The organism is Microbacterium telephonicum (assembly GCF_003651225.1).
Classification (GTDB): domain Bacteria; phylum Actinomycetota; class Actinomycetes; order Actinomycetales; family Microbacteriaceae; genus Microbacterium; species Microbacterium telephonicum.
This window is the reverse complement of the sequence record NZ_RCDB01000004.1, coordinates 94,688-107,115: the sequence shown is the minus strand read 5'-3', so window position 1 is coordinate 107,115 and position 12,428 is coordinate 94,688. Positions and strand designations below refer to the sequence as shown.

Below are 12,428 nucleotides of genomic sequence, written 5' to 3'. Positions count from 1 at the left end.
ATCGTGGATCCGTTCGCCGCCGGAGGATTGTTCGTTCTGATCGGGATCGGCGTGGTCGCGCTGATCGTCGTCCTCATCATCGTGCTGATCGTCGTGCGCGCCTGGTACAAGGTCGCCAAGGCCGACCAGGCGCTCGTGATCGTCGGAAAGAGCCAGAAGAGCGCGACCGGCGAGTCGTCCCGCATCTCGGTCATCACCGGCGGCGGTGCCCTCGTGAACCCCCTGACGCAGCGCGCCGAGATGATCTCGCTGCGCGCCCGCCAGATCAAGATGGAGCCGACGGCGCAGGCCTCCAACGGCGTCACCGTGAACGTGAGCGGGGTGGCCCTCGTGAAGATCGGCTCCGACCCCGAGTTCGTCCGCCGCGCCGCCGAGCGCTTCCTGTCGCAGGACGGCGCGATCGAGCAGTTCACCACCGAGCAGCTCGAAGGCGCGCTGCGCGGCGTCGTCGCGACCCTCACCGTCGAGCAGCTCATGAAGGACCGGCAGAAGCTGTCCGACCAGATCGCCGAAGGCATCAAGAGCGACCTGCTCGCTCAGGGCCTCATCCTCGACTCGTTCCAGATCCAGGGGATCACCGACCGGAACGGCTACATCGACGCCCTCGGCGCGACCGAGGTCGAGCGCGTGCGCCGCGAGGCCGACGTCGCCCGGATCAACGCCGCGCGCGAGGTGAAGGCCCGCCAGCTCGCGACCGACGAGGCCACCCTGATCGAGCAGACCCAGTTCGACAAGAACACCGCCGCCGCCTCGGCCGAGGTCGGCCGCGCGCGCGCCGAGGCGGAGCAGGCCGAGGCCCTCGCCCGTGCGCAGCGCGAGCAGGACGTGCTGCTGCAGGGCGCCGAGAACCGGCAGGCCCAGCTCGACGCCGACATCAAGAAGGTCGCCGACGCCAACCTGTACGAGCGACAGCGCGCCGCCGACGCCGACGCGTACGCACAGGTCAAGGCCGCCGAGGCCCGCGCGCAGATCGCGGCGCAGGAGGCCGAGGCCACCCGGCTGCGCGCGCAGGCCGAGGCGGATGCCGTGCGACTGGCGGGGCAGGCCCGCGCCGAGGCGATCGAGGCCGAGGCCGAGGCGCTCTCGCGCAACCAGGAGGCGCTGCTCGCGCAGCGCGCCCTCGAGGCGCTCGTGCCGATGATGGCCGAGTTCTCCCGCGGATTCGAGAACGTCGGGTCGATCACGGTGCTCGCCGGCGAGGGTGCGTCGTCGCACATCGCGGCGGAGCAGGCCTCGGGCCTGCGCGCGACGTTCGACGCCGTCGAGGCCGCGACCGGCATCGACCTGCGTCAGGTGATCCAGGGTCAGGCGACCGGTCGCGGCGTCGCCCAGGGCCTCGCCCCCGCCGCACCCGCGTCCGCCGCGCCGGCCGCATCCGCCGCTCCGGTCTTCGACGAGCCCGGCGAGGGCTGAGCCGCACCCGCGGGTGCGGGTGCGATCTCCGGGCGCGCGGGTCAGCTGCCGTAGCCGCACCAGCGCGCGACCCAGGCGAGCAGCTCGCCCCGCAGCGCGGGACTCGCCGCGAGATCGAACGCGCCCGCGACGCCGTCCACCTCGACCTGCAGGCGGAAGACCGTGCCACGCTTGTCCTCGAGCACGGCGTGCGGGTCGCAGCGCGCGGGACGCACGGGCAGCGGCGTCGTGACGGCGGCGCGGTCCGCGCCGGTCTGATCGATGTCGAGCGGATACTCGCCGCGGCCGTCCCGCCCGTCGAAGGTCAGCAGGTTCGTCTCGCGGATGCCGGTGATGCGCAGCACGCCCTCCCCCGCCCGCGGTGCGACGACGAGCTCGAGGGCGCCCGGCATCCCGGCCGCTGACGGGAGGAGGGCGCCGAGGGCGATGTCGGCCGAGGCCGCCGCGCCCTCCTGCACGCACTCGCGGGTGTGCAGGGCGGTGAGGAAGGGGATGACCTCCCCGACCGGCACGGTCGCGGCGAACGGTGCGCCACCGCGTGTGGCGTGCACGGTGAGCGTCGGTTCGGCGTCGTGCGGCGCCGCGCAGTCGACCGGACCGAGCTGCACCCGCACATCCACCGACCGCCCCGGCGCGAGCGTGGAGACCCGGTCGATCACCCGTTCGGCGGCCCCGCGGAACCGGGGGTCGGCGACCGAGACCGCGCCGACCTCGACGTCGGCGTCGGAGCCGTTGACGATGCGCACCTCCGCCTGACGCGACGCGACGTCCGATCGCAGCTGGATCAGCTGCGCCGTCACGCCCTCGGGGAGCCCCGGGGACGGATCCGCGGAGGGCGCGCAGCCGCCGAGGGCGCCGGCGATCGCGGCGACCGCCACCTTGATCGCCACCCCGATCGCCGTGGCGACCGGGTGGGCGCGGCGAGGCATCATGCCGTCACGGTACCCGCGGGCGCGTCTCTGTCATACTGCCCGGGATGAACGAGCAGCCCGCCGCCCCGCAGCCCTCCGCAGCCCCGGCGGACGCCGGCGGACGCGCCCGCGCGGTCGTCGCCGACGCGGCGCTGCCGCGGGTGCTCGCGCGCGAGTACGTCGCCTGGACACTGAGCCGGCCAGCGTGGATCACGCTGTGGGTCGTCGCGGGCGTGCTCGCGGCAGCTGCGGTGGTGCTCACGATCGCGACGGGCGACCCGTTCGCGCTCGTCCTCGTCGCGGTCTGGCTGGTGCTGCTCGGCGTGATCGCCGCCGTCGTCTACGCCATGACGCGCTCGTCGGCCGCCCGCGCGTTCGCGCCGGGGTCTCCGTTCGGCGCGGGCTTCGACGGCGCGACCCTGTCGCTCACGAGCGCCGTCGGTCGCAGCGAGCTCGACCTCTCGGTCGTGCGCCGCGTCGACACGAGCGCCCACGCCGTGTTCCTGCGACTGTCGACCGCGCGCGGCGCGGTGGCCATCCTCCCGCGCGAGGCCTTCGCGCCGGTCGAGCTCGAGCGCCTGCGGACGGCGGTCAGTCGCGGCTGATCGTGAACGCGTCCGGATCGTCGGGGCGCGGCGGTCGCAGGCGCGACGGCAGCGGCCACGGCAGCTCGATCCGCCGCGCCGGCCGCCCGACGTCGCCGAAGTCCTCGGGCTTCACGACGATGCGCACGGGGGTCACCTCGACGAGGCGCACGCGCAGCGGTCGCTCGGCCTCGGCCTCGAGCATCCACGGGTCGGCGAGGTAGGCGATCCCGTGGGCCTCGAGCGCCGACTCGGCCTCGAGCCAGTCGACGGCACCGGTCAGCTCACGTCCCAGCAGGTCTACGGCAACCCACGCGTCATCCGCGGGACGGATCCACCCGAGCAGCTCGCCGTCGTCGCGGCGGTGCGGCGTGCGGTCGGCGTCCATGTCCGAAGGCTACGACACGACCCTCGCGCACCGGGGCGGCGATAGCCTGATCCGATGCGCGGAAACGAGGAGGACGGGCGACGGCGACTCACCCGGATGCCCGCGCAGGGCGCGATCGTCGCCGTCCTCGCGATCGCCGGGCTCGCGTCGTCGTTCATGTTCACGCTGGTCGTGCCCATCCAGTCCAAGCTCCCCGAGCTCCTCGACGCGAGCCGCGAGGACACCGCGTGGGTGGTCACCTCGACACTGCTCGCCGCCGCCGTCATGACCCCGATCGCCGGGCGTCTGGGCGACATGTACGGCAAGCGGCGCATCGTCCTCGTGCTGCTGGCGCTGCTCGTGGCGGGGTCGGTGATCGCGGCGCTGTCGACCGGCATCGTCGGCGTCATCGTCGGACGCACGCTGCAAGGGGCCGTCACCGGCGTCATCCCCCTCGGCATCTCGATCCTGCGCGACGTCCTCCACGAGGACCGCGTCGATTCCGCGATCGCCCTCATCAGCGCGACCCTCGGCGTCGGCGGCGCGCTCGGGATGCCGATCAGCGCCCTCATCACGGAGCGCAGCGACTGGCACGTGCTGTTCTGGGTCTCCGGCGCCCTGGGCGCCATCGTGTTCGCCCTCGTGCTGTGGATCGTTCCGGTGAGCGTGCTGCGGGCCCCGGGCCGGTTCGACTTCGTCGGGGCCGCCGGACTCGCCGCGGGCCTCATGGGCGTGCTCCTGGCCATCTCCCGCGGCAACGAGTGGGGCTGGACGTCGCCGGCGACCCTCGCGTGCGGCATCGGCGGCATCGTCGTGCTGCTGGTGTGGGGCTGGTACGAGCTGCGCATCGCCGAGCCGCTGCTCGACCTCCGGGTCGCGGCGCGCCCGGCCGTACTCCTCACCAACCTCGCCTCGATCGCGATGGGCTTCTCGCTGTTCGGCTCGAACGTCGTGTACCCGCAGATGCTCGAGCTGCCCGTCGCCACCGGCGGCTTCGGGCTGTCTCTCCTCGGGGCGAGCCTCGTCGTCATGCCGGCCGGTCTCGTGATGATGGTGCTCTCGCCGTTCTCGGGACGCCTCGCCCGCACCGTCGGACCGACGCTGCTGCTCGTACTCGGCGCGGTCTCGCTCGTCGTCGCGTACGGCTTCACGCTGCTCTTCTCCGCCGAGGTGTGGCAGCTCGTCGTGGCGAACCTCGTCATCGGCGTGGGCATCGGCTTCGGATACGCCGCCATGCCGATGCTCATCATGCGCTCGGTCCCGCAGACCGAGACCGGCGCGTCGAACGGCCTCAACGCCCTCTTCCGCTCCCTCGGCACCAGCACGGCCGCCGCCGTCGTCGCCGCGGTGCTCGCGACGCATACCGTCGAGTACGACGGCGTGCCGGTCCCGTCGGTGTCCGGCTTCCAGCTCGCGTTCGTGCTCGGGCTCGGCGCGGCCGTCATCGCCCTCGTCGTCGCCCTCTTCATCCCCCGTCGACGCGATCCGCACGAGACCCGTCCGTCCCTGCCGTGATCCCCGGCCGGGGAGCCTGCCGCAGCGCACACCCACCGGCTAGGTTCAAGCCATGAGCGACGCACCACGCCAGGAGCCGGTCGGCCCGCCCACCGGTTCGCTGAGCGAGCCCGAGCCCTCGGCCGGCGACCACGACACCCGCTTCTTCGGTCAGCCGTGGGCTCTCGCGCACCTCTTCGGCGTCGAGATGTGGGAGCGCTTCAGCTTTTACGGCATGCAGGGCATCCTGCTCATCTACATGTACTTCTCGGTCGCCGACGGCGGCCTGGGCATCGACCGCGGCGTCGCGACGGGCATCGTGGGGGCGTACGGCGGCTCGGTGTACCTCGCGACGATCCTCGGCGCGTGGCTGGCCGACCGCGTGCTCGGCTCGGAGCGGGTGCTGTTCTCCAGCGCGATCGTCATCATGGCCGGGCACATCGCCCTGGCGGTGCTGCCGAACGTCACCGGGCTCGGCGTCGGCCTCGTGCTCGTCGCGCTCGGATCGGGCGGTCTGAAGGCGAACGCGACCGCCGTCGTCGGCACGCTGTACGCCGAGAAGGACCCGCGGCGGGATGCCGGCTTCTCGCTGTTCTACCTCGGCATCAACCTCGGCGCGTTCCTCGGCCCGATCATCACCGGCATCCTGCAGTCCAACGTCGGCTTCCACTGGGGCTTCGGCGCCGCGGCCGTCGGCATGGCGATCGGCCTCGTGCAGTACTCCTTCGGCCGCAAGCAGCTTCCGGATGCCGCCCGCACCGTCGCCGACCCGTTGCCGCGCAGCCGCGCCGGCGTCTACATCGGGATCGGTGTCGCCGGCATCGCGCTGATCGCGGTGCTCGTGCTCACCGGCGTCATCCGCGCCGACAACCTCGCGACCGTCGTGATCCTGGTGACCCTGGCCGCCGCGATCGCGTACTTCGCGATCATCATCGGCTCGCGCGCGATCACCGCGACGGAGCGCTCGCGCGTGATCGGCTTCCTGCCGCTTTTCATCGTCAACGTCGGCTTCTGGTCGCTGTACCAGCAGCAGTTCACCGTGCTCACGGTGTACTCCGACGAGCGCCTGAACCGCGAGATCTTCGGCTGGGAGATGCCGATCTCGTGGGTCAACTCGATCAACCCGATCTTCGTCATCATCCTGTCGGGCGTCTTCGCGGCGATCTGGGCGCGGCTGGGCGATCGTGCCCCGTCGGCTCCGGTGAAGTTCTCGCTCGGCGCGATGATCATGGGGCTCGCCTTCCTCGCGTTCCTGCCGTTCACCGGCACGGGCCAGAACGGCACGCCGCTGCTGGCGATCGTCGGCATCCTGCTGATCTTCACGATCGCGGAGCTGTTCATCTCCCCGCCGGGCCTGTCCGTGACGACCAAGCTCGCGCCCGCCCGCTTCCACACGCAGATGGTCGCGCTCTACTTCCTGTCGGTCGCCCTCGGCACCGCGATCGCCGGCTGGTGCGCGCAGTTCTACGACCCCGCGAACGAGGTTCCGTACTTCTCGGTCCTCGGCGTCATCGCGATCGTGCTGGGTCTCGCACTGCTGGCCGCGGTCAAGCCGGTGATGGCGCTCATGAAGGGTGTGCGCTGAGCGCAGCGCCGCCTGTCTTCCGCCCGCCGGGCGATGCCGTCCGCCGCCCGGAACGCGACCGTCCGGAACGGATGCCGGGTCAGGCGCGGTCGGCGCCCCGCTGTTCGCGGGCGCGGTCGCGCCGCGCTCGCCGGGCGTGCTCGGCGGCGGCGTCTTCGGCCTGCATCTGACGCTTCGCGTCGTCGACCTCGCCGAGGGCGGGACGGATCCAGGCCGTGCGCGGGTCGGAGTCGATGAGGATCATGCGCACGAGCAGTGTGAGCGGTACGGCGAGGATCGCCCCCCATCGGGCCGAGCACGACCGCCCAGAACAGCACCGAGACGAACGTGATGGTCTGGTTGAGCGACACCGAGTCACCGACGACCTTCGGCTGCACGACTGATTGGATGACGGCGTTGAAGACGCCGTAGACGACGATCACCGCCACCACCAGCGGCCAGCCGCCCGTCAGCGCGCCGAAAACGATCGGCGGCACCTCCGGCTTCGGCTTGGCGCGGAACGGCCACATGACGGCATCCTCTCGCTGGGCTGTCGCATCGAGCGTGGTGACGCGTTAACACGGCGTCACGCCCTGTCGCCCGTCTCGGGCGACGCCGTAGACTCGCGACCGGCTCGGAAACCGGAAGCCTCCGCCTTGAGCAGCGCGCGACGATCGCCCCTGCAAGAGCCTTCTGACACACCCCACCCGACGCATCGGGTCCGTCTCAGGAGGAGACGCATGTCCATTCCCACCACCACCTCCGGCAGCCTGCCCCGCACGGCCGCCCTCATCGACGCGAACGCGTCGCGCACCTTCGACGAAGACGGCTTCACGCTGCAGTCGACGCCCGAGTTCGCCGAGCTCACCGCACAGGCCGTCGCCGACGTCGTCGCCCGCCAGCGCGACGCCGGCATCACGCTCGTCGGCGACGGCGAGTTCGGCAAGGCGATGTCGAACGCCGTCGACTACGGCGCCTGGTGGTCGTATTCCTTCCAGCGCGCCGAGGGGCTGTCGCTGACCGAGGTCAACGCGTTCAACGAGCCGCCCGTGCGCAGCGAGCCGGGGGCCGTGCGCCTCACGAGCTTCCTCGACCGTCGCGACCGTCAGCTCTTCCCCGCCGTGTACGCCGAGGCCGTCGAGGTCGGCGCCGGCGCGACCGCGTTCCCGACCACGACCGGCCCGATCCGCTACCGCGGTCAGGCGGCCGTGGCCTCCGACATCCGCAACCTCACGGCGACCCTCGGCGACGGCGAGCAGGGCTTCCTCACCGCGATCGCCCCGGGGTCGGCCGCGCGTGTGCGCAACGACTTCTACGCGACCGACGAAGAGCACATCTTCGCATGGGCCGACGCCCTCCGCGAGGAGTACAAGGCGATCACGGATGCCGGTCTCATCGTGCAGCTCGACGACCCGTCGCTGGCCGAGAACTTCGACCAGATCAACCCGGAGCCGTCGATCGCCGACTACCAGGCGTTCACGGCGCTGCGCATCGAGGCGATCAACCACGCCATCGCCGGACTGCCGAAAGAGCTCGTGCGCCTGCACCTGTGCTGGGGTTCGTGGCACGGCCCGCACACCACCGACGTCGCGCTGGCCGACATCCTGCCGGTGATCTTGAAGGCGAACGTCGGATCGATCTCGTTCGAGGCCGGCAACGTGCGCCACGAGCACGAGTACCCGGTGTGGGACGACGCCCGCGTACCCGACGACCTCGTGCTCGTGCCCGGCGTCGTCAGCCACGCCACCAACGTCGTCGAGCACCCCGACCTCGTCGCCCAACGCATCCGTCGCTACACCGCGATCGTCGGCGAGGACCGCGTCATCGCGTCGACCGACTGCGGGCTGGGTGGCCGCATCCACCCCGACATCGCCTGGGCGAAGCTCGCATCGCTCGGCGAGGGCGCCCGCCGCGCCTGACCGCTCGCGCTCGCGCCCGCGCATCCACACGAGGGGTCGCGACACGCGGCATCCGGCTCCGGCCGTGCCGCGTGTCGCGACCCCTCGCGTGTAACGGCAGGGTGCAGACACGGCAGAATCGAGGGATGACCGTGCACTCCCCGTCGCTGCTGCCTGCCCACGCGTGCCTCATCGTGCACGGCAAGGACAGCCCCGGGATCATCGCGGCCGTCTCGGCGCTGATCACCCGCATCGGGGGCAACATCGTCGCGTTCGACCAGTACTCCGACGACCCGCGCGGCGGCGCGTACTTCCAGCGCGTCGTGTTCCACCGTCCCGACTTCGCGGCCGACCGGCCGCAGATCGAGGCGGAGATCGCGCAGACCCTCGCAGGCTTCGAGCTCGAGTGGTCGCTCACCGACCAGTCGGTGCCCAAGCGCATGGCGATCCTCGCGAGCAAGCAGGACCACTGCCTGCTCGACCTGCTGTGGCGCCACCGCCGCGGCGACCTGCCGGTGTCGATCCCGATGGTCGTCTCCAACCACACCGCCACGGCCGAAGACGTGCGCAGCTTCGGCGTGCCGTTCTTCCACGTGCCGTCGGTGCCCGGCCCCGACAAGTCGGCGTCCGAGGCCGAGCTGCTGAAGCTGCTCGTCGGCAACGTCGACTTCGTCGTGCTCGCCCGCTACATGCAGATCCTGTCGGGCGACTTCCTGACCAAGCTCGGCGTGCCGGTGATCAACATCCACCACTCGTTCCTGCCGGCCTTCATCGGCGCGGAGCCGTACAAGAAGGCGCAGCAGCGCGGCGTCAAGCTCATCGGAGCGACCTCGCACTACGTCACGACCGACCTCGACGAGGGGCCGATCATCGAGCAGGACACGATCCGCGTCACCCACGCCGACACCGTGTCGGAGCTCGCCCGTCGCGGCGCCGACGTCGAGCGCCAGGTGCTCTCGCGCGCCGTGCTGTGGCACGCGCAGGACCGCGTCATCCGCCACGGCAACCACACCATCGTCTTCTGACCCGCAGCTCGGGGCACCGCGGCGCGCATGTCACACGATTGGTCGGTGCGGCATCCATGCGGCGGCATTTCGTGTGACACGCACGGCGAGCGTGTCGCACGATTGGTCGGTGCGGATGCTGCCCGGCGGCCGTTCGTGTGACATGCACCGGTTCGCGGCGCCCTCCGGTCGTTGAGCGAGGAGCGCAGCGACGAGTCGAAACGCCCCGGACCGGGGCGCCAGGCTCAGAACACGTACTCCATGAGGTCGGAGCCCAGCATCCGGAACGCCTCGTGGGCGCGCAGGCGGTGCGCGATCGAGAGGTCGTCGAAGCACACGATCAGGGCGTAGGCGACGCCGCCGCGGGGACCGGCGAGCACGCCCGCCTCGGCGCGGATGCCGTCGGCGCGGCCCGTCTTGCTGACGAACAGCAAGCCGTGCCGGTCGTCCTCGTGGGCGAACGGGTCGAGCGCGGTCGCCGCCCCGACGAGGGCGAGATCCTGGTTGAGGTTCAGCCACTCGCCCACCTGCGCGCTCACGCCGGGTGAGACGAGTCGGGCGTTGACGATGCCCGCGAACAGTTCCGCCAGTTCGCCGGCGGTCGCGAGCGCGACCTGCGGCGCGTCGTCGGGGCCGCGCACGTCGCGGAACCCGTCGATGAGCGCCGTCTTCGACAGTCCGAGCGCGTCGATCCGCGCACGCACGGCGTCCAGACCGACGCGCGCGAGCAGGGCGTTGGCCGCCGCGGCGTCGGATGCGGCAGCCGCCAGCACCGCGAGGTCGCACACCGGCAGGGCCGGCGCCTTCAGGTGCTGCCAGATGCCCGCCACGCCGACCGCCGGCACCGACCCGCGGTCGATGATCTCGAACGGGTCGAGCGTGCCCGCCTCGATCTGCGCGGCGACCTCGATCAGCAGCGGCACGACGCCGAGGCCGCCGACGGGCAGCGTCAGGTGGTCGTCGCCGCTGAGCACGACCGCGCCGCTATCGAGGTCGACGACCCGCACCGACACCTGCGCTCCCGCCGCGGCGACGGCGTCGAGCGCCTTCAGCGTGCCGATGAACGACCGCTGGCGCAGCGACGCGCGCGAGGGCGCCCGCCGCTCGCCGGACGGCGAACGACGCGACGCGCCCCGCGAGGGCGGAGTCTCCTCCGCGCCCCGCGACGTGGGGGGCTCGTCCGCGCCCGAGCGGCGCGTGCGCGGCCGCTCGCTCACCAGATCGTGACGCGCTCGTCGGGGGCGAGCCACAGCGCGTCACCCGAGGTGACGTCGAAGGCCGCGTAGAACTCGTCGATGTTGCGGACGATCTGGTTGCACCGGAACTCGTTGGGGGAGTGCGGGTCGATCGTGAGCAGACGGATCGTCTCGGCGTCACGGCCCTTCTGCTGCCAGATCTGCGCCCAGCTCAGCAGCAGGCGCTGGATGCCGGTGAAGCCGTCGATGACGGGGCCGTCGGGGTCGGTCGATCCGGTGGCGGCCAGGTGCAGGCGGTAGGCCTTGATCGCGATGCCGAGCCCGCCGAGGTCGCCGATGTTCTCGCCGATCGTCAGAGCACCGTTGACGTGGTGCTGGGCGTCGAGTCCCTGCGGGACGAGCGCCTCGTACTGCGCGATGAGGGCGCCGGTGCGCTGCTGGAACGCCGCGCGGTCCGCATCCGTCCACCAGTCGTGCAGGGCGCCGGTGCCGTCGAAGGCGCTGCCCTGGTCGTCGAAGCCGTGGCCGATCTCGTGGCCGATGACGGCGCCGATGCCGCCGTAGTTGGCGGCGGCGTCGCGGTCGGGGTCGAAGAACGGGAACTGCAGGATCGCGGCGGGGAAGACGATCTCGTTCATGAGGGGGTTGTAGTAGGCGTTGACCGTCTGCGGGGTCATGTACCACTCGTCGCGGTCGATGGGAGACCCGAGCTTCGCGAGCTGTCGCACGTGCTCCCACTCCCCGGCGCGGCGGACGTTCCCGAGCAGGTCGTCGCCGTCGACGGCGAGCGCGGAGTAGTCCTTCCACTTCACCGGGTAGCCGACCTTCGGCGTGAAGGCGTCGAGCTTCTCGAGCGCCCGGTCGCGGGTGGCCGGCGTCATCCACTCCAGCGCGGTGATCGACTGCCGGTACGCCTCGATCAGGTTGGCGACGAGCTCGTCCATCTCGTCCTTCGCCCGCGGCGGGAAGTGCCGCTCGACGTAGACGCGGCCGACGGCCTCGCCCATCGCCGCCTCGACGAAGCTCACGCCCCGCTTCCAGCGCTCGCGGTTGACGGGCACGCCGGTGAGCTCGGTGCCGTAGAACGCGAAGTTCGCGTCGACGAACTCCTGCGACAGGAACGGTGCCGCCGAGCGGATGACGTGCAGCCGCAGCCACGCCTTCCAATCGTCGAGACGTTCCTCGGTCAGCAGGGTTCCGAGGCCCTCGAAGAAGCTCGGTTCGTTGACGTTGATGTCGGCGAAGCCGTCCTCCTGGCCGGATGCCACCGCCTCCAGCCACGGACCCAGGTCGACCCCGACGAGCTCGACGACGGCATCCCAGCCCATGAGGTTGTAGGTGGCGACGGCGTCGCGCGTGCGCACGTTGTCCCAGTGGAACGCCGCGAGCTCGGTCTCCAGCGCGAGCACGCGGTCGGCCTGCTCCTCGGCGCCGGCGACCCCGGCGAGGCCGAGCATCGTCGCGACGTAGGCGCGGTAGGCGGTACGCGTGTTCGCGAAGTTCTCGAGACGGTAGTAGCTCTCGTCGGGCAGCGACAGGCCGCCCTGCACGAAGAACGCGACGTAGCGCTGCGGGTTGCCCGGGTCGGGTTCGATGTAGGTGCCGAACGGCCCGCCCACGCCCTCGCGCTCGAGTGAGCCCGCCGTGCGCAGGAACGAGGCGATGTCGGTCACCGCATCGGCGGCGGCCAGCTGCGCCCGCAGCGGCTCGGCACCCTTCGCCTCGATGCGCTCGGTGTCCATGAAGCTCGCGAACAGGTCGCCGATCTTGCGCTCCTCGGTGCCGGCATCCGCCTGCTGCGCCTCTTCGATGATGGCGTGCACGTCTTTCTCGGCCTGCTCGGCGATGAGGTGGAACGATCCCCAGCGCGCCTTGTCGCCCGGGATCTCGGTGCGCTCGATCCACGAGCCGTTGACGTGGCGGAAGAGGTCGTCCTGCGGGCGGATGTCGGCGCTCAGCTCGTCGAGCTGGATACCGGAGCGGGGGGCATCGGTCAT

At 71.6% G+C, this 12,428-nt stretch carries 11 protein-coding genes and 1 pseudogene; 6 read left to right on the top strand and 6 right to left on the bottom strand.

The features are described from left to right. Window positions 1–3 precede the first annotated feature (3 nt). Entirely contained in the window at window positions 4–1,413 is a 1,410-nt protein-coding gene (locus C7474_RS13980) for a flotillin family protein (RefSeq protein ID WP_121060967.1), read from the top strand. A 41-nt stretch (window positions 1,414–1,454) separates the two neighbouring features. On the opposite strand, the gene C7474_RS13975 is transcribed toward C7474_RS13980, so the two are convergent. Continuing rightward, entirely contained in the window at window positions 1,455–2,345 is an 891-nt protein-coding gene (locus tag C7474_RS13975; protein ID WP_121060965.1) for a hypothetical protein, read from the bottom strand. 44 nt (window positions 2,346–2,389) lie between these two features. Between C7474_RS13975 and C7474_RS13970 the strand changes: the two genes are divergently transcribed. Further along, complete coding sequence (locus C7474_RS13970; RefSeq protein WP_121060963.1) at window positions 2,390–2,929, top strand: YcxB family protein; 540 nt, start codon at window positions 2,390–2,392, stop codon at window positions 2,927–2,929. Here the strand turns inward: C7474_RS13970 and C7474_RS13965 are convergent. Further along, on the bottom strand, window positions 2,916–3,296 hold the full coding sequence (locus tag C7474_RS13965; protein WP_121060961.1) for a hypothetical protein: 381 nt from the start codon (window positions 3,294–3,296) through the stop codon (window positions 2,916–2,918). The two genes, C7474_RS13970 and C7474_RS13965, sit on opposite strands and share 14 nt — an antisense overlap. Window positions 3,297–3,392: 96 nt before the next feature. Between C7474_RS13965 and C7474_RS13960 the strand changes: the two genes are divergently transcribed. Both C7474_RS13960 and C7474_RS13955 read left to right on the top strand, forming a co-directional pair. After that, window positions 3,393–4,790 (top strand): MFS transporter, encoded by a 1,398-nt coding sequence (locus tag C7474_RS13960; protein ID WP_121061215.1) that lies wholly within the window; start codon window positions 3,393–3,395, stop codon window positions 4,788–4,790. A 52-nt stretch (window positions 4,791–4,842) separates the two neighbouring features. Next, the gene (locus C7474_RS13955) at window positions 4,843–6,354 is read left to right on the top strand and encodes a peptide MFS transporter (protein ID WP_121060960.1); all 1,512 of its coding nucleotides are present in this window, start codon (window positions 4,843–4,845) and stop codon (window positions 6,352–6,354) included. Between the two features lie 79 nt (window positions 6,355–6,433). Here C7474_RS13955 and C7474_RS15355 read toward each other — a convergent pair whose 3' ends face one another. Together C7474_RS15355 and C7474_RS15350 are read right to left on the bottom strand one after the other, a co-directional pair. After that, window positions 6,434–6,598, bottom strand: a complete 165-nt coding sequence (locus C7474_RS15355; protein WP_241965293.1) for a hypothetical protein — start codon at window positions 6,596–6,598, stop codon at window positions 6,434–6,436. 97 nt (window positions 6,599–6,695) lie between these two features. Beyond that, window positions 6,696–6,863 (bottom strand): annotated as a pseudogene (locus C7474_RS15350) (hypothetical protein); the annotation flags it as partial. A 210-nt stretch (window positions 6,864–7,073) separates the two neighbouring features. Between C7474_RS15350 and C7474_RS13945 the strand changes: the two are divergent. Further along, a complete protein-coding gene (locus C7474_RS13945) occupies window positions 7,074–8,252 on the top strand; it encodes a cobalamin-independent methionine synthase II family protein (protein ID WP_121060958.1) in 1,179 nt (392 codons plus the stop codon). Window positions 8,253–8,377: 125 nt separating this feature from the next. After that, window positions 8,378–9,256: a formyltetrahydrofolate deformylase gene (purU, locus tag C7474_RS13940; protein WP_121060956.1), complete on the top strand. Its 879-nt coding sequence runs from the start codon at window positions 8,378–8,380 to the stop codon at window positions 9,254–9,256. Between the two features lie 224 nt (window positions 9,257–9,480). Here purU and C7474_RS13935 read toward each other — a convergent pair whose 3' ends face one another. Beyond that, window positions 9,481–10,452 (bottom strand): serine hydrolase, encoded by a 972-nt coding sequence (locus tag C7474_RS13935; protein ID WP_121060954.1) that lies wholly within the window; start codon window positions 10,450–10,452, stop codon window positions 9,481–9,483. Further along, a complete protein-coding gene (locus C7474_RS13930; RefSeq protein WP_121061213.1) occupies window positions 10,449–12,428 on the bottom strand; it encodes a M13 family metallopeptidase in 1,980 nt (659 codons plus the stop codon). The genes C7474_RS13935 and C7474_RS13930 overlap by 4 nt, the downstream gene beginning before the upstream one ends.

What these genes read in the sequence shown, in the direction of transcription:
- C7474_RS13975 (WP_121060965.1), bottom strand. Translation starts at nt 2,345, where the DNA reads ATGATGCCTCGCCGCGCCCACCCGGTCGCCACGGCGATCGGGGTGGCG.
- C7474_RS13970 (WP_121060963.1), top strand. Translation starts at nt 2,390, where the DNA reads ATGAACGAGCAGCCCGCCGCCCCGCAGCCCTCCGCAGCCCCGGCGGAC.
- C7474_RS13965 (WP_121060961.1), bottom strand. Translation starts at nt 3,296, where the DNA reads ATGGACGCCGACCGCACGCCGCACCGCCGCGACGACGGCGAGCTGCTC.
- C7474_RS13960 (WP_121061215.1), top strand. Translation starts at nt 3,393, where the DNA reads ATGCCCGCGCAGGGCGCGATCGTCGCCGTCCTCGCGATCGCCGGGCTC.
- C7474_RS13955 (WP_121060960.1), top strand. Translation starts at nt 4,843, where the DNA reads ATGAGCGACGCACCACGCCAGGAGCCGGTCGGCCCGCCCACCGGTTCG.
- C7474_RS15355 (WP_241965293.1), bottom strand. Translation starts at nt 6,598, where the DNA reads ATGATCCTCATCGACTCCGACCCGCGCACGGCCTGGATCCGTCCCGCC.
- C7474_RS13945 (WP_121060958.1), top strand. Translation starts at nt 7,074, where the DNA reads ATGTCCATTCCCACCACCACCTCCGGCAGCCTGCCCCGCACGGCCGCC.
- purU (WP_121060956.1), top strand. Translation starts at nt 8,378, where the DNA reads ATGACCGTGCACTCCCCGTCGCTGCTGCCTGCCCACGCGTGCCTCATC.
- C7474_RS13930 (WP_121061213.1), bottom strand. Translation starts at nt 12,428, where the DNA reads ATGACCGATGCCCCCCGCTCCGGTATCCAGCTCGACGAGCTGAGCGCC.